The sequence below is a fragment of the Clostridium intestinale DSM 6191 genome (genome assembly GCF_900130055.1).
Lineage (GTDB): Bacteria > Bacillota > Clostridia > Clostridiales > Clostridiaceae > Clostridium_T > Clostridium_T intestinale.
The window spans coordinates 254,667-272,490 of sequence record NZ_FQXU01000008.1 but is presented as its reverse complement, the minus strand read 5'-3'; the positions used below and the strand labels follow the sequence as shown (position 1 = coordinate 272,490).

At 30.3% G+C, this 17,824-nt stretch carries 17 protein-coding genes and 1 tRNA gene; all 18 read left to right on the top strand.

Annotated features, from left to right (window positions below; all coding sequences use genetic code 11):
* Positions 1-43 precede the first annotated feature (43 nt).
* The 18 genes from glmU to BUA92_RS14025 all read left to right on the top strand — a co-directional run bounded on the left by glmU (position 44) and on the right by BUA92_RS14025 (position 17,818).
* The gene (gene glmU, locus BUA92_RS14110; protein ID WP_073020461.1) at positions 44-1,411 is read left to right on the top strand and encodes a bifunctional UDP-N-acetylglucosamine diphosphorylase/glucosamine-1-phosphate N-acetyltransferase GlmU; all 1,368 of its coding nucleotides are present in this window, start codon (positions 44-46) and stop codon (positions 1,409-1,411) included.
* A 64-nt stretch (positions 1,412-1,475) separates the two neighbouring features.
* Positions 1,476-2,435 carry a ribose-phosphate diphosphokinase gene (locus BUA92_RS14105; RefSeq protein ID WP_073020460.1) on the top strand — a complete coding sequence of 320 codons (960 nt, stop codon included), beginning with the start codon at positions 1,476-1,478 and terminating at the stop codon, positions 2,433-2,435.
* A 133-nt stretch (positions 2,436-2,568) separates the two neighbouring features.
* Positions 2,569-3,255 (top strand): response regulator transcription factor, encoded by a 687-nt coding sequence (locus tag BUA92_RS14100; protein WP_073020459.1) that lies wholly within the window; start codon positions 2,569-2,571, stop codon positions 3,253-3,255.
* 3 nt (positions 3,256-3,258) lie between these two features.
* On the top strand, positions 3,259-4,689 hold the full coding sequence (locus BUA92_RS14095; RefSeq protein WP_073020458.1) for a sensor histidine kinase: 1,431 nt from the start codon (positions 3,259-3,261) through the stop codon (positions 4,687-4,689).
* A gap of 13 nt (positions 4,690-4,702) precedes the next feature.
* Complete coding sequence (locus tag BUA92_RS14090; protein WP_073020457.1) at positions 4,703-5,878, top strand: S1C family serine protease; 1,176 nt, start codon at positions 4,703-4,705, stop codon at positions 5,876-5,878.
* Between the two features lie 85 nt (positions 5,879-5,963).
* Complete coding sequence (gene pth / locus BUA92_RS14085) at positions 5,964-6,527, top strand: aminoacyl-tRNA hydrolase (protein WP_073020456.1); 564 nt, start codon at positions 5,964-5,966, stop codon at positions 6,525-6,527.
* Positions 6,528-6,553: 26 nt separating this feature from the next.
* Positions 6,554-10,066, top strand: coding sequence for a transcription-repair coupling factor (mfd, locus tag BUA92_RS14080; RefSeq protein WP_073020455.1), 3,513 nt, complete (start codon positions 6,554-6,556; stop codon positions 10,064-10,066).
* A gap of 95 nt (positions 10,067-10,161) precedes the next feature.
* Positions 10,162-11,205: a peptidylprolyl isomerase gene (locus BUA92_RS14075; RefSeq protein ID WP_073020453.1), complete on the top strand. Its 1,044-nt coding sequence runs from the start codon at positions 10,162-10,164 to the stop codon at positions 11,203-11,205.
* Between the two features lie 199 nt (positions 11,206-11,404).
* Positions 11,405-11,956 carry a stage V sporulation protein T gene (gene spoVT / locus BUA92_RS14070; RefSeq protein WP_073020451.1) on the top strand — a complete coding sequence of 184 codons (552 nt, stop codon included), beginning with the start codon at positions 11,405-11,407 and terminating at the stop codon, positions 11,954-11,956.
* A 91-nt stretch (positions 11,957-12,047) separates the two neighbouring features.
* A complete protein-coding gene (locus BUA92_RS14065; RefSeq protein ID WP_073020449.1) occupies positions 12,048-13,586 on the top strand; it encodes a putative polysaccharide biosynthesis protein in 1,539 nt (512 codons plus the stop codon).
* Between the two features lie 41 nt (positions 13,587-13,627).
* Entirely contained in the window at positions 13,628-15,079 is a 1,452-nt protein-coding gene (gene yabN, locus BUA92_RS14060; RefSeq protein WP_073020447.1) for a bifunctional methyltransferase/pyrophosphohydrolase YabN, read from the top strand.
* 217 nt (positions 15,080-15,296) lie between these two features.
* Entirely contained in the window at positions 15,297-15,572 is a 276-nt protein-coding gene (locus BUA92_RS14055) for an HU family DNA-binding protein (RefSeq protein ID WP_021804417.1), read from the top strand.
* 55 nt (positions 15,573-15,627) lie between these two features.
* Positions 15,628-15,888, top strand: coding sequence for an RNA-binding S4 domain-containing protein (locus tag BUA92_RS14050; RefSeq protein ID WP_073020445.1), 261 nt, complete (start codon positions 15,628-15,630; stop codon positions 15,886-15,888).
* 153 nt (positions 15,889-16,041) lie between these two features.
* Positions 16,042-16,335, top strand: a complete 294-nt coding sequence (yabP, locus tag BUA92_RS14045) for a sporulation protein YabP (protein WP_073020443.1) — start codon at positions 16,042-16,044, stop codon at positions 16,333-16,335.
* A 9-nt stretch (positions 16,336-16,344) separates the two neighbouring features.
* Positions 16,345-16,737, top strand: a complete 393-nt coding sequence (gene yabQ, locus BUA92_RS14040; RefSeq protein WP_073020441.1) for a spore cortex biosynthesis protein YabQ — start codon at positions 16,345-16,347, stop codon at positions 16,735-16,737.
* Between the two features lie 84 nt (positions 16,738-16,821).
* Positions 16,822-17,109: an FtsB family cell division protein gene (locus BUA92_RS14035; RefSeq protein WP_073020439.1), complete on the top strand. Its 288-nt coding sequence runs from the start codon at positions 16,822-16,824 to the stop codon at positions 17,107-17,109.
* A gap of 51 nt (positions 17,110-17,160) precedes the next feature.
* Positions 17,161-17,571, top strand: a complete 411-nt coding sequence (locus BUA92_RS14030; protein WP_073020437.1) for a S1 domain-containing RNA-binding protein — start codon at positions 17,161-17,163, stop codon at positions 17,569-17,571.
* Between the two features lie 158 nt (positions 17,572-17,729).
* A tRNA-Leu gene (locus BUA92_RS14025) sits at positions 17,730-17,818 on the top strand.
* Positions 17,819-17,824 lie beyond the last annotated feature (6 nt).

Here is a 17,824-nt window from a genome sequence, read left to right as displayed (position 1 = left end):
TAAAATTTTATTTTAATATGCAAAAATTGTTGAGGTGGAATGGATGTTTAAAAGTGCTTTAATATTAGCAGCAGGACAAGGAAAGCGAATAAAATCAAATCTTCCTAAGGTACTTCATAAAGTATGTGGTAAAGAGATGATTAATCACGTTATAGACACCATGAGAGAAGCAAACATTGAAGATGTAAATATAATTATAGGTAAAGGTGCTGAATTAGTACAAAAAGCTACTGAAAGTAGAAATGTATCGTATTCACTACAAGAAGAACAATTAGGTACAGGTCATGCAGTAAAGTGTGCTAAAGAATTCTTGAAGGACAAGGATGGAGTAGTTGCAATATTTACTGGAGACGCACCTCTAATAAGAAAAGAAACAGTAAAAAAACTTTTAGATAATCATATAGAAAATGGGAATACTGGAACCTTATTAACTTCATTAATACAAGATCCAACAGGATATGGAAGAATAATAAGAAATGGAAATGAAATTGAGAGAATAGTTGAGCATAAGGATTGTAACGAGGATGAGCTTAAGGTAAATGAGATAAATGCAGGTATGTATTGTTTCGATATTAAAGCACTTTTAGGAGCTTTAGAAAAGTTATCTAATAATAATGCTCAAGGGGAATATTATTTAACAGATGTAATCTCAATATTAAAGTCTGAAGGTAAAAAACTTGGAGCAGTTATTACTGAATTCGACGAGACTCTTGGAGTTAATTCAAGAGCTGAGTTAGCCCAAGCAGAAGTAATTATGAGAAAAGTAATTAATAAAAAACATTTAGATAATGGAGTTACTATAATAGACCCTAGTAATACATATATAGGAGTAGACGTTGTTATTGGACAGGATACAATAATATATCCAGGCAATGTTTTAGAAGGAAAGTCTGAAATAGGTACGGATTGTGTACTTTACCCGAATTCTAGAATAGATTCTTCAATTATTGGTAATGAAGTTGAAATACAAAGTTCAGTTATTTTACAAAGTAAAATAGGAGACAATACTACTGTAGGACCTTTTGCCTATGTAAGACCTGAATCAAATATCGGTGATAAAGTTAGAATAGGTGACTTTGTTGAAATAAAGAAATCTACAATTGGAAACAATACTAAGGTATCTCACCTAACATATATAGGAGATGCTGAGGTTGGTGAAAACTGCAACTTTGGTTGTGGAACAGTTGTGGTTAATTATGATGGAAAAAATAAAAATAAAACTATAATTGGAGATAATTCATTTATAGGCTGTAATACAAATCTAGTATCACCTGTTGAGGTGAAAGATAATACTTACATAGCGGCTGGATCTACTATAACTAAAGAAGTTCCAGAAGGTAGCTTGGCTATTGCAAGAGCAAAACAAGTAAATATCGAAGGCTGGGTCAATAAAAAGGGCTTAAAAAAGTAACATAAAACAGCACTTTTTGAAATAAATTGAGGTATTCTAATTAAATAAGGAGGTTTTCTAAAAAATGATTACCCATGGAAGAAATATTAAAATTTTCACTGGAAACTCGCATCCAAAATTAGCCAAAGAAATAGCAGACATATTAGGGGTCCCAGTGGGTAGTGCGAAGGTAGGAACCTTCAGTGATGGAGAAATATCAGTAGATATTAATGAAACAGTAAGAGGGCAAGAGGTTTTTATTATTCAATCAACTAATTCTCCAGTTAATAATAACCTTATGGAATTATTAATAATGATTGATGCTTTAAAAAGAGCTTCAGCAGGCAGAATAACGGCTGTTATTCCTTACTATGGATATGCAAGACAAGATAGAAAAGCAAAATCTAGAGATCCAATAACTGCAAAACTTGTTGCTGATATTTTAACTACAGCAGGAGCTGATAGGGTATTAACAATGGACCTACACGCAGCACAAATACAAGGATACTTCGATATCCCAGTTGATCATTTATTAGGTGCACCTATTTTAGCAAACTATTTTGTTGAACAAGGCTTTGATGAGAGAGAAGACGTAGTGGTAGTATCTCCAGATTTAGGTAGTGTAACTAGAGCAAGAAAATTTGCAGATAGATTGCATGCGCCAATAGCTATAATTGACAAAAGAAGACCTAAAGCAAATGTTTCAGAAATCATGAACATAATAGGTGATGTTGAAGGTAAAGTTTGCATACTTATCGATGACATGATAGATACAGCTGGAACTATAGCTAATGCTGCAAATGCATTAAAAGATTTAGGTGCTAAAAATGTATATGCATGCTGTACACATGGAGTTCTTTCAGGACCAGCTTTAGATAGAATTAATTCTAGTGCAATTGAAGAATTAGTAATGTTAAATACAATAGAATTACCTGAAAGAGATGACTTACATAAATTCAAATCTTTATCAGTAGCTGCTTTATTTGCAGAAGCAATAAAGAGAATATACGATGAAGAGCCATTAAGCAAATTATTTGAAGTATAAAATCAATCCCCTTAGAAGAAAGTTTCTAAGGGGATTTTTTCTAACATCATTAAATAATTGTAACTTTTATTAAAATCTATATTTAATTATTTTAGCTTGTGGTAAATTAATAATATGAAAGGAGTGTTTTTTTATGGAAGGAACAATAGGTAAAATTTTAATTGTCGATGATGATGAAAATATTTGCGAAGTTATAAGAATGTATTTAAATAGTTCAAATTATGATAATAGAATAATAAACAATGGGAAAGATGTGGAGAATGCTTTTATGGAGTATAAGCCAGATCTAGTACTACTAGATATTATGCTACCTAATGTAGATGGCATAGATGTTCTTAAGTGGATAAGAAAAGAAAGTGAAGTGCCAGTAATAATGCTTACAGCAAAAGGTGATACTTTTGATAAAGTTTTGGCTTTAGAACTTGGAGCAGATGATTACATAGTTAAGCCATTTGAACCTAAGGAATTATTAGCTAGGGTAAAGGCTGTAATGAGAAGGTACAACACTGACTCAACAAATAAAGAAGTAATTGATTATAGTGATTTAAATGTTGACGCTAATTCTTATAACGTTCTTTATAGAGGAGAAGAGATAAAAATGCCTCCTAAGGAATTTGAATTATTATATTATTTAGCATCAAATAAAAATAAGGTTTTTACAAGAGAACAGTTATTGTGTGAAGTTTGGGGATATGATTATCCAGGAGATTCTAGAACTGTAGATGTTCATATAAAAAGATTAAGAGAAAAACTTCCAGAGGGTATTAATTGGCAGATAGAAACTGTTTGGGGGGTTGGCTATAAATTCGAGGTGAAATAATTGATGAAGAAAAATAGTTTAGTATCTAAACTACTTGTGACAGTAACTTTAATTGTAGCATTATCCTTTACAATAATTGCGGCAGTTTTATCCTTTTGGTTTAAAGGATATTATTTTGATCAACGAAAGGACTTGTTAGATAAGCAAGCTCAACGTATATCATCAGCTGTTACAGATTATTATGCAAATAATAAAACAGATTCTGTGAACAATTTGAATTATGCTATTACTAATGTTTCAGATACTTTGTCAATAGACATAATTTTAGTTGATAGTTTAGGCTATATTTATAAGGTTTCAAACGATAATTATATCAATATGAAGTATCAACAGATGTATTTATCATCAGAAGAGATTGAACAATTAAAGCAAGGAAATTCTATTGAGGATAGAACTAATTCTAACAAGTTTCTCGATGTTTCAGATTATATTTATTATAAGCCAATAATAAGTAATAACTATTATTATGGGTTTATTGCAATGGTAACACCTTTGGAGAAAATAAAAGCTCCACTAAATAGGTTCTATTTTATAATTTGGTTATCTGCAATAATAGCAGTAACTGTATCAGCAATTGTCATAAATATGTTAGCGCAGAAAATATTAATAGATCCATTGGATGAAATAAATAGAGCAGCAAAAAGACTAGCAAAAGGCGAGGTTGGACAGCGAGTTGATATAAGGTCTAAAGATGAGATGCAGGAACTTGCCGAATCTTTCAATTTTATGGCTGAGTCTTTAGAAAAGGTTGATAATAATAGAAGAGAATTTATATCTAATGTTTCTCATGAACTTAGATCACCTATAACCTCAATAAAGGGATTTATAGCTGGGATTTTAGATGGAGTAATACCTAAAGATAAAGAAAACTATTATCTTAGGATTGTTTATGATGAAATACAAAGACTTACAAGATTAGTAAATGAGCTCTTAGATTTATCAGCAATGGAAGCAGGAAAGATGGAACTTAAAATACGAGAAATTGAGATTAATGATATTATAAAAACTGTAGTCATGAATCTTGAAAGTAAGATTTTGGAGAAGAAGGTTAAAGTTGAAGTTGTTTTTGAAGGAAAAAGAGATTTTGTTTTAGGTGATTTAGATAGGATTATTCAAGTTATAACTAACATTGTTGATAATGCAATAAAGTATGCTAATGAAGGTGGAAATATTAAAATTACTACTAGAAGTAAAGGAAATAAAATCTATATAAGTGTAGCTAATGAAGGTATTGTATTAAAAGATTCAGAGATACATAATATATGGAATAGATTTTATAAGGCTGATAAATCTAGAACTAACAAAATGAGTACAGGGCTTGGATTATCTATAGTAAGAGAAATAATCACTCAACATGGTCAAGATATATGGGTGGAAAATGAAAAAGATAATTCTGGTGTAGTTTTTACTTTTACACTATCAAAATCTAATTAAAGTGAGGTGCTAAATGTCTAAAGATGAAAAATATTCACATACTTATACTAATAAGAATGATGAAGCACCTATAAGTTTCAAAAGAAATAAAAAGAAGCATACAATACAATTACTTTCTAAAAGTGCAGCTCTTGTAGCTGTTTCTATAGCAACAGGAATTATTACATCGAATGTGATAGTTGATAAAAAAATTGAGGAATTAGGATTAACTAGTTCAATTAAAAAGGATATTACAGTAGAAGAACAAAACTTAAATTATGTTTATTTATCTGAAATAATATCTAAGGTTGGACCATCTTTAGTTAGCATATCGGACGATACTGATAAATTGAAGAAAAATGGCTATAATCAACAAAATATTACTGGAGTTATTATAGATAATGAGGGGTATATAGTCACAAGCTATAGTTCTATAAAAAGTTTTAGTAACATATATGTTAAACTTTCTTCAGTGGCTTCTAGCACACAAGTGGCTAAGTTAATTGGTTCTTATGAACAATTAGATATAGCAGTTATTAAAATTGAAGGCGGTAATTATCCAGTTAGTAAATTTGCAAATGATAAGGATATAAGAGCAGGAGACAGGGTAGTTTCCCTTGGAAATGCTAGTGCAAATGATTATGTAGGATTTGTTAGCTCTGGAATAATTAATTCAACCAGCTTAACTCTAGATACATCAAGTAGTAGCAAAGAACAAAAGATATTTAAAAGTATCCAGAATAACACAATTGTAAATGAAGAGAATAATGGAGGTCCCCTTTGTAACTTAAATGGTGACATAATAGGGATTAATTCTTTGGACTTTATAGATAAACATTCAAAGTATGGATTAAGTGTTGTAGTTGGAGGAAGCGAGCTAGAATCTATAGTAAGATCTATAATTGATACTGGTAACGCTGAAAAAATGGATTTAGGCTTTATTGGAGGAGCAACTAGTTCATTAAATGAAGAAGGAATTAATGGAATATATGTTGAATGGGTATATCCCGAAAGTAGTGTTGCTAATGCAGGTATAAGACCAACTGACATAATAATAGAGCTAGATAATCAAAAAATAAGAAGTATTGATGATATAGACAATATAATAAAAAAACATAATATTGGAGATAATATTAGCTGTAGAGTATTAAGAGGTGCTGAGAACATGGATTTGGTGCTCACACTTGTAAAATACAAATTAGTTTTATGAGAGACTTTGAATGAAGTCTCTTTATTATTATCTATGAATATTATATTATAGATATAGTTGATTTTTTATTTTGGAGGATATTTACATGTATTTAATAGTTGGATTAGGTAATCCAGGAGCAGAATATAGAAATACAAGACATAATATTGGATTTAATGCTATAGATTATTTAGGAGAAAAGTATAATATAGAGATTAATAGGAAAAAATTTAAAGGTGAGTATGGGGAAGGTAGGATATCTGGAGAAAAGGTTATACTTTTAAAACCTAGTACTTACATGAATTTAAGTGGAGAGAGTATTAGAGAAGTAGTAGATTTTTATAAGATATCTAATGAACAGGTAATAGTGATATATGATGACATAAGTCTTGAAGTTGGTAGAGTCAGAATAAGAGGAAAAGGTAGCGCTGGTGGGCATAATGGGATAAAGAGCATAGTTGCACACCTAAATAGTGATGTATTCCCAAGAATTAAAATAGGTGTAGGACAACCTAAAGGAGATTTAGTATCTCATGTATTAGGAAAGTTTTCTCAAGAAGAGATGGAGAAATTACAAAAAGTCATAGAAGTATCAGCTTTAGCAACTGAAGAAATAATTAAAAACGACGAAGTTGAAGCAATGAACAAATATAATAGTTTTTCTATATAGAAGTATTTGAATGGTGGTGTAGTGACATGCGATTAGGGGGGTTAATGGAACCTCTGAAATCCTATAAGGATTTTCAAGGTATTATAAAAAGTATAGAGAAAGATATTTATCCTATAGGAGTATATGGATTAGGAGAATCAGGAAAAAGTTATTTTATTAATGGAATATATGAAACTCAAGATAAGCCACTATTAGTGGTAACACATTCCGATATTGAAGCTAGAAACTTATATGAAGACTTGAATCTTTTTCAACTGGATGTGTTTTATTTACCTGCAAAAGAAGTAGTTTTTTATAATATAGATGCTATTTCAGGAGACTTAAGGTGGGCAAGGCTCAAGGTTATAAAAGAGATGTTAGATAGCAAAAAGAAAATCATAGTAACATCTGTGGATAGTCTTGCTGCTTTGTATACTCCAAAGGAACTATATTTAAAACATTTTATTAAACTAAAAACCTCAGAGGAAGTAAATACAGATGAGCTAGTAAACCTTTTAATTGAAAGTGGTTATGAAAGAGTAGATATAGTAGAAGGAAAAGGGCAGTTCTCATTAAGAGGAGGAATATTAGATATATTTCCACCTCAATATGGAATCCCCTATAGAGTAGAGTTTTTTGGCGATGAGATAGAATCTATAAGAAGCTTTAATATAGAAACGCAAAGAAGTATTTCTAAGGTTAAAGAGATAGAAGTATTTCCTGCTAAAGAGATAATTGTGAATTCAGAAGTCTTAAATAGTGCTGTTGAGGCTATTGAGACAGAGTTTAAAAGTGTTGTAGAAAATAGAAAAGAAGAAAAGGATATAGTAAAGAAATTAACAGGAATAATTAGAAGTAATCTTGAGAGTTTAAAGGAATCTTATAGTTTTGAGACTATTGAGAGTTATTTACCCTTTTTATATGAAAAACCGTGGAATCTATTCCAATATGCTGAAGATTATTTAATTATTATGGACGATACTCAGAGATGTGAAGGTAAATTAGAAAGTTTATATTTTGAGTTTAAAGAGAATTATGAAGGGTTCTTGTATAGAGGAGATATATTACCATCACAAGGGAATTTACTGTTAGGAAAAGATATCCTTAATAGCATGATTGAAAATAGTAAAGTTGTTACTATAGATGCTTTAACTAAAGGAAGAACATTTTTGGCGCCTTTAGATATAAAAAATATATCACAAATTACACTTCACAATTATCAAGGGCAATTAGATTTTTTAATAGAAGATATAAAAGATAAAAAACAAAAAGGATATAAAACAGTTATTTTATCAGGTACAAGAAGTAGAGGAGAACGTTTGGTACAAACTCTTAGAGATAGAGGGATAGAGAGTGTATACAAAGATGATATATCTTCTATAGAATTTGGTGAAGTTGTTATAACCTTTGGAAATCTTATAAAAGGTTTTGAATATCCTGACCTTAGAATATGTGTTATATCTGATAAAGAAGTATTTGGAGAGGCTAAAAGAAAACTTACCAAAAGACCTTCTAAACAAAAAGGTATAGGCAAAATAAAAAGTTTTGCTGATTTAAAACCAGGAGATTATGTAGTTCACGTAAATCATGGTATTGGTGTATATAAGGGAATCAAACAAATAGAAGTAGGTGGTCATAAAAGGGATTACTTAGATATACTTTATGACAAAGGTGACAAGTTATATGTTCCTGTAGATCAATTAGATATGATACAAAAGTATATCGGTAGTGAAGGTAAATCTCCTAAGGTAAATAAATTAGGGGGAAATGAGTGGCAAAAAGCTAAAGCTAAGGTTAAAAATTCAATTAATGATATAGCACAGGAATTAGTAAAACTTTATGCTGCAAGATCTACCCTTAAGGGATACAAATATTCTAAAGATACACAGTGGCAAAATCAATTTGAAGAAGAATTTCCATATGAGGAAACACCTGACCAATTAACATCATTACAAGAGATAAAGAAGGATATGGAATCAGATAAACCTATGGACAGACTTCTTTGCGGTGATGTTGGATATGGGAAAACAGAAGTAGCTATAAGAGCAGCGTTTAAAGCGGTTATGGATGGGAAACAAGTTGCTTTTTTAGTTCCTACAACAATTTTAGCAGATCAACATTATAATAATATGAAGAGAAGGTTTTCGGATTTTCCTATAAAGATTGATATGGTAAGTAGATTTAGAACTACAAAGCAACAAAAGGAAACCTTAAAGGCTTTAAAAGAAGGAAATGTAGATATATTAATAGGTACTCACAGACTTGTTTCTAAAGATATAGAGTTTAAAGATTTAGGTTTATTAATAGTAGATGAAGAACAGAGATTTGGTGTTACCCAAAAAGAAAAAATTAAAAATGTGAAGAAAAATGTTGATGTATTAACTTTAAGTGCAACTCCAATTCCAAGAACACTTCACATGTCTTTAACTGGAGTAAGAGATATATCTGTTATAGAGACACCTCCTGAGGAGAGGTATCCTATTCAGACTTATGTAGTTGAACAAAATGATCAGCTAATCAGAGATGCTATACTTAGAGAAATAAATAGAGAAGGGCAAGTTTTCTTTGTTTATAATAGAGTTGAAGATATATCAAAAATGGCTAAATATATAGCTGATCTTGTGCCGGAAGGCAAGGTGACAATAATTCATGGACAGATGACAGAGAAAGAATTAGAAAAAGAAATGGTTGCTTTCATGAATAGAGAATATGATATACTTTTGTGTACTACAATTATTGAAACAGGAATTGATATCCCAAATGTAAATACCATGATAGTATATGATTCAGATAAAATGGGCTTATCGCAGCTTTATCAGTTAAGAGGAAGAGTTGGAAGAAGTAATAGAATAGCTTATGCTTATTTTACTTATAAAAAGGATAAAGTATTAACTGAGGTGGCAGAAAAGAGATTAAAAGCGTTAAAAGACTTTACAGAATTAGGTTCAGGCTTTAAGATTGCAATGAGAGATTTAGAGATAAGAGGAGCAGGAAACATGATGGGGTCAGCTCAGCATGGTCATATGGCATCAGTTGGATATGATTTATATTGCAGAATGCTTGAAGATACTATAAAGTTAATTAAGGGCGATATAGAACAAGAGCCTATTGAAACAACCGTAGATGTGAAGGTTGATGCTTTTATATCAGGAGAATATATAGAGGATGAGATACAAAAGATATCTATATATAAGAAAATAGCAGCTATAGAAAATCAAGAGGATTATGATGATATTAAAGAAGAACTAGAGGATAGATATTCAGCTATTCCACAACCTGTATATAATTTAATGGATATAGCATATATAAAAAGCAAAGCTAAATCTTTAGGGGTTGAAGAAGTTAAGGAAAAAAATGAAGATATTCATTTCATGTTCCAAAACAGAGATAGGATTAAAAGCTCAGTTTACAAAAGAATACTTGATAATTACAAAAAAGAAGTTTATATACGCTTAGGAGAGAAACCATCTTTTGTGTATAAAGTTAATGAAGCTAAAAATGAAAATATGTTGTTAGATATAAAAGAGTTATTAAATTCATTAACTGAAGATTTAGGATAAAGAAATATTTTCTTATTGTTTTGAATTTGACACATAATATTGTTATACTAAGGTTATGTTTACTTTAACTTATATAATGAAAGGTGAGGGAGAAGTTGAAAAAATTCAGAAAAATATTAGGACTTTTAATAGTAGGAGTTATAGGTGTATCTGTAGCTGGATGCAGCATGATACAGAAAACACCAGAGGCTATAAAGAAGACAGTTGTAGCAAAAGTAGGAAGTGAAAAGATAACACTAGGGGATGTAGATCAGCAAATTCAATCTGTAATCACTCAACTTAAAGAACAGTATGGGGATGATTATGAGAACAATGAAACTGCTAAAAGTACTTTAACTGAACAAAGAAAAAGTGCATTAGAGCAATTAGTTCAACAAAAAATTCTATTAAATAAGGCTAATGAACTAGGTGTTGCTCCAACAGAAGATGAATTAAATAAAGTGGTAGATGAGCAATTAGAACAATATAAAGAAGTTTATGGTGGAGAAGATAAATTAAATGAAGCTCTTAAAGCTTATGGACTAGATATGGATGCTCTTAAGAAAATGATTAAAGAAAATGAAACAATGAATAAGGTTTATGATGAGATAACTAAAGATGCAACAGTAACTGAAGATGATGCTAAAGTATACTATGAAGCAAATAAAGCAACTTATACACAAGGTGCTGGAGCTACAGTAGCTCATATATTAGCTAAGTTTAATGATGCTAGTACAGAAGCAACAGCTGAGGAAGATTCTAAAGCTAAGGCAAAAATAGATGAAATAAAGTCTAAGCTTAATGGCGGCGCAAACTTTGAGGAGCTTGCAAAAGCTGAATCAGATGACACTGGCTCAGCAACGTCAGGTGGAAGTTTAGGTCATATTGATTATTCTTCAACTCAATATGTTAAAGAATTTATGGATGGATTTAAGAACTTAAAAGAAGGAGAAATATCAGCTCCTGTTAAGAGTCAATTTGGATATCATATAATAAAGGTAACTGATGTTCAAAGCGAAGATAAAGTTCAAGAATTTTATGCAGTAAAAGATAAAATAACTCAAACATTAACTCAACAAAAACAAAATGAAGCATATAATACTAAGTTAGAAGAGTGGAAAAAAGAACTTAACGTTAAAACTTACGAAGATAAACTATAAAATTAATAAAAAAGAGCTCATTGCAATTATTTGCATGGGCTCTTTAATTATGCCTTTTTTTATATTCCATAATTGACAAAATTCAATGAGCACTGTAAATAAAAATAAATATAACCATTTTTACGTATAAAAATCTCATTTAGAAAAATAATAGTATTGTAAATAAAAAATTTAAATATAAATAGGAGGGACGCTAAGGATGAAAGCTACAGGCATAGTTAGAAGAATTGACGATTTAGGTAGAGTAGTTATTCCAAAAGAAATAAGAAGGACTTTGAGAATAAGAGAGGGAGACCCTCTTGAAATTTTCACAGATAGAGAAGGTGGGGTAATATTAAAAAAATATTCTCCTATTGGTGAACTAACAGATTTCTCAAAGGAATACGCAGAATCACTACAACAATCTATAGGTCATATAATACTTATCGCTGACAAGGATGCTTTTATATCAGTTAGTGGTAGTTCAAAGAAAGAATATGTAGAAAAGAAAATATCTAATGATTTAGAAAAAGTCATGGAAGATAGAAAACCAGTTCTATTAGGAGAAGGAGGAGGTAAGGTAATACCACTTTATAATGACGAAGAAGAAGGCAAATATAATTATCAAGTTATATCTCCTATAATTGCTGAGGGAGATGCTATTGGGGCCGTAATCATTCTTTCTAAAGATAGTTCTGAAAAACTAGGAGATTTAGAAATGAAACTTGCAGAAACAGCTGCATCGTTTTTAGGAAAACAAATGGAACAATAGAAAAATTGATTTTATTTATGTTAAAGTAGAATAATACCTCCACCATTGAAATAAAAATTATTAGTAACAGTATCAATGTGGAGGTTTTTATATGAAGAAACAATCCCTTATAAAAGGAAGTATTATTTTAGGCATGGCAGGGATATTAGCAAAGTTTTTAGGAATATTTTTTAGATGGCCATTAATTATGTTAATAGGAGATGAAGGGGTAGGATATTATCAAATGTCATATCCTTTATATATGTTTTTTATAGCAGTAGCATCGGGTGTACCTGTTGCTATATCTAAAATGGTTTCTGAGAATAATGCACTTGGAAATGATAAGGCAGCCTTTGAGATTATAAAGGAAGCCTTTTTGTTAATGATAATTTTAGGGGTTGGTACTAGTTTATTTTTATTCTTTGGAGCGAAACCTCTTATAACATTGTTAAAATGGGAAGATAATGCCTACTACTCTTTAATGGGAATAGCATTTGCACCTATGGCGATGTCTTTTATGACAATATACAGAGGGTTTTTCCAAGGGCTTCAGAATATGACCCCGTCAGCAATATCACAATTAATAGAACAAATCACTAGAATCCTAGTTGGAGTTGGACTAGCTATATTGTTACTTCCTAGAGGAATAGAATACTCTGCAGGTGGAGCAGCATTTGGAGCCACAGCTGGAGGGATATTAGGGGGAGGATACTTATTCTTTAAATATAGAAAGATTAGGAAAGAAAGTGGAGTAAAAAAAGTTAACTTTAATCCAGAGATATTAACAAGACTACTAAAGATATCTATTCCTATATCTCTTGGGGCAACTGTAGGAAGCGTGATGGGCTTAATAGACTCTGTATTAGTGCCACAGAGGTTATTAGAGGCAGGATTTGATAAAAAGGGTGCTACCATATTATATGCACAGTTAACGGGCAAGGCTGCTGTATTAACCAATATACCATTAACCTTATCTGTAGCCTTATGTGCCTCTTTAGTTCCAATCATAGCAGAAAATTTTATTCTTAAAAACAAGAGAGAAGTTGAATCGAAAGTAAACATATCATTAAAGCTATCTTTTGCAATTGGACTACCGTGTTTTGCAGGATTATTTTTTTTAGCTCAGCCAATAATGCAGATTTTGTTTCCAGGAAAATATGAAGGTTATGAGATATTAAAATATCTTTCTATATCAATACCATTTATTATTTTAGCACAGACAACAACAGCCATATTACAAGGGATAGGGAAATATATATTGCCTGTAATTAATTTATTCATAGGATGTGTTATTAAAATAGTAATAACAAATACCTTGGTTTCTATAAATGAAATAAATATATATGGAGCGGTTATTGCAAGTGTATCTGCATATTTAATATCCTCTATATTAAACTTAATTACATTAAAGACAAGTATGTCAGTCAAAATTCCATTCTATGAGATATTGGTAAAACCAGCATTTGCAACCATCATAATGAGTGTTGGAGTAATGGGAAGTTATATCCCTTTAGCATATATTTTAAAGAGTTCTTCTCTCGCTTGCTTAATTTCAATATTTTTAGGTATTATTATATATATAACATTAATAATTATTTTTGGAGTATTTAATTATGATATTATTAGGAGTAGATTAAATAGAAATACCTAAGTTATAATTTAATATATACAGGGAAAAGAGGAGATTATTTAATGATAACAATAGTTGGATTAGGGCCTGGGGCACCAGAAGCTTTAACATTAGGGACATTAGATGTGCTAGGAAATGGTAATAGAATATTTCTAAGGACGGAAAAGCATCCTACAGTAGAATACTTAAGTAAAAGAAATTTTTTGTTTGAAACCTATGATTCAAAATATGAAGAAGGATCATCTTTTGATGAAGTATACGAAAATATAGCTAAAGATTTAATAGAAGAGCATGATAAAATTGGAGATTTAGTTTATGCAGTGCCAGGGCATCCATTAGTTGCAGAAAAGTCAGTATTTAATATTATAAATATTTGTGAAGAAAGAAATATTGAATACAAGATTATACCAGCAGTAAGCTTTGTTGACGTTATGATGGAGGCATTAAAGATAGATCCAATAGAAGGTTTAAAAATTCTTGATGCTTTTGAACTTGATAGCCAAATTCTTGACAAGAGAATAGGGACCATAATAACTCAAGTATATAACCCGTTTATAGCTTCAGAGGTTAAATTAAAACTTTCTGAGTATTATAATGATGATACTCAGATATTCTTTGTAAGAGCTGCTGGAATTAAGGGTATGGAGAGTATAAGAAAAATACCTTTATACGAATTAGATAGGCAGGAAGATATAGACTATTTGACTTCAATATATATACCAAAAGATTTAGGCAACAAAAAAGATTTTTATGATTTAGTAAATATAATAGAAACTTTAAGAGGTGAGGATGGATGTCCTTGGGATAGAGAACAAACTCATGATAGTCTAAAATCTGCACTAATAGAGGAAAGTTATGAAGTTATAGATGCAATAGAAAGCGAAGATGATGATGCTATTATAGAAGAATTAGGAGATGTGCTTCTTCAAGTAGTTTTCCACGCAAGTATAGGAAAGGAAGAAGAGTTTTTCTCTATAAATGATGTTATAGAAGGAATTTGTAATAAAATGATATACAGACACCCTCATGTATTTGGAGGAGAAAGTATAAATACTTCTAGCAAGGTTTTAGAGAATTGGGATGAACTAAAGAAGAAAGAAAAAGGAATAGATAGTATTACAGAAGAGATGAGAGCTATAGCCAGAAATCTACCAGCATTAATTAGAGCTAATAAAGTTCAAAAGAAAGCTAAAAAAGTTGGTTTTGACTGGGATGAAGTTGAAGAAGCAATGGATAAAGTAATTGAAGAATTAAATGAAATAAAAGAAGTATATAATGGGCAAAATAAGGAAATAATAACAGAAGAAGTGGGAGATTTAATATTTGCTTGTGTAAATATATGTAGATTCCTTGATATAGACGGAGAACTTGCATTAAATAAAACCACAGAAAAGTTCATTAAAAGATTCTCTTTTATAGAAGAAAAAGCTAAAGAACTCAACAAAGATATGAAAGAAATGTCTTTAGATGAAATGAATAAGTTGTGGGAAGATGCAAAAAAACTAAAAAAGTAGTATAATAGTGAAGGAAAACCGCCTTTTAAGGAGAATATATATATTAAAATAAATAAATGTATTGCTACTTAATCATAAATATGCCTTTTTTGTATTAAATATCTATTATTCTATAGACTAGGTATAAAACTAGGTATATAATATGATAATGTAGTATTGTACATAAAAAAGACTACAGTAATAATTAAATATCTCTATGTTTAAGGAGGATGTAATCGTGAATAAAGCAGAATTAATCACTAGTATTTCAGAAAAAAGCAAACTAACTAAGAAAGATGCAGAAGCAGCTTTAAAGGGATTCATAGAAAGTGTTCAAGAAGCATTAGCTAACGGAGAAAAAGTCCAATTAGTTGGATTTGGAACTTTTGAAACAAGAGAAAGAGCTGCAAGAGAAGGAAGAAATCCTAGAACTAAGGAAACTATCCAAATCCCAGCTTCTACAGTTCCTGTTTTCAAAGCTGGAAAAGAATTTAAAGATACAGTTAGCAAATAGTAGTTTGTGAACCCGAGAATTTCTCGGGTTTTTGTATTATAGGAGGAATTTAATTTTGAGATTAGACAAATATTTAAAGGTTTCTAGAATAATTAAAAGAAGAACAGTTGCAAAGGAAGCTTGTGAAAGTGGAAGAGTTTCTATTAATGGAAAAGTAGCTAAACCATCTACTGACATAAAAGAAGGAGATATTATAGAAATAACTTTTGCAAATAAAAAGTTAAAAGCTAAAATATTGAATGTTTCTGAACATGTAAAAAAAGATGAAGCAAGAGATTTGTATGAGATATTAGAAGGTGAAGAAGATAAAGAATAAAATTATAGACTGAGTACTGACTTCATATAAAGTTAGTATTCGGTCATTTTTTTTATTTTTTATAAATTTTCACATATAAAAGATGACTATAATAGAATATACACTAGATGAAAGTCATATATTCTTATAGAAATATTATGAAGAGGAGAAATTATGGAAAGTAGAAAAGATTTAAATCTTGAAGAAAATAAGAATTCTATACATCTTGAAAATAGAAAAAGATTAGATTTGACAGGGGTAATGGAAGTATTAAGCTTTGATGAAGAAAAAATAGAGCTAAATACAAACGGGGGAATGTTAATTATAAAAGGACAAGGACTTAAAATGAATAAACTTGATGTACAAAATGGAGATGTAATGATAATAGGGTTAGTTTATAGTATAGTATATTCAAGTAAAGAGGCAAAAAAAGAAAAGGAAGCCTTATTAAAAAGGCTTTTTAAGTAGGAGGAGATCATGTTATTACCTACTAGTATCCAATATAATATAGTTTTATTTAGTATATTGGGCGGAATTTTAACTGGAGTATTATTTGATGGATATAGGCTAATAAGAGGAGTTGGGGCTCCTAGGGCTATTGTGATTATAGAAGATGTACTTTTTGGAGGGCTTTGTGGATTAATAGTATTCACCTTTTTGTTATATACAAATTATGCCTTCCTAGGATTATATGTATATATAGGTATTGTATTGGGGTTTATAGTGTATATGAAAACCTTAAGCTCATATATATTGAAAGTCGAGAGAAGTAGCGCAAGAAAAGCTGGTAAAGGCTCGAGAGTAATTATAAAAAATTTCATATATATTTGTAAGATAATTATTTATAAAATATTTGAAAAAAGTAAATAAATTTAAAAATAGCTTGAATATATACCTCATTGTATTTAAAATAGAGTATAAGATTCATTATTATTTTAAATCGGGGGAATATGTATGGCAAAACGAATTACCCTTAAAAACATAGTAATAGTTTTTTTGCTTGCTATATTTTGTTTTAGTGTAGTAAGACAAGAAAATGCTATTAAAAAACTAAGTAAACAGGTATCTGAGAGACAGAATAAGCTTGAAGCTTTAGAAAAAGAGAATGAATTACTTCAACAAAAAGTGGATAGTATAAATACAGATGAATTTGCAGAAAAATTGGCACGAGAAAGACTAGGATTAGTTAAAGATGGAGAAAAAGTTGTCAATAATAGTAATGGAAGTTCAAACTCAAAATAAAGGTTATTATTTTATAACATATATATAATTTTAAGGAGGAGTCTTTTAAACATGACCTTAGTGGCAGGAAACATTTTAGAAGGTACAGTAGTAAACATCACAAACTTTGGCGCATTTGTTGAGGTGGAGGGAAAAACAGGATTAGTTCATATATCAGAAGTAGCTGATTCTTTTGTAAAAGACATTAGACAACATCTAAAAGAACAAGATAAAGTTAAAGTTAAAGTTATTTCAATTGATGATAATGGAAAAATTAGCTTATCTATTAAGCAAGCTAATCCTCAAAAGAAAAGTGTAAAACCAGTAGAAATTGATTGGGTGTCAGATAAAAAGAAGCCATCTCAATCTACTGAAAACTTTGAAGATATTATGTCAAAGTTTTTAAAGGATAGCGAAGAAAGGCTTCAAGACGTTAAGAAAAATCAAGAATTTAAAGGTAGAGGAAGAAAAAATTCAGGTTAAATAGTATTGTTTAAATTAGGCTTCTAGGTGCACTAGAAGCCTTTGTTTATGCCATAATAACATGTGAATTAAATTTTTTGCGAAAAGTGTTGACATAAATCATATCCTAGATTATAATTAATTTTGTTGTCCCGGCTGAATGGCGTAGGACAATATAGGCTGAAGTGGCGGAACTGGCAGACGCACAGGACTTAAAATCCTGCGGTGCTTAAACACCGTACCGGTTCGATTCCGGTCTTCAGCACCAATATCG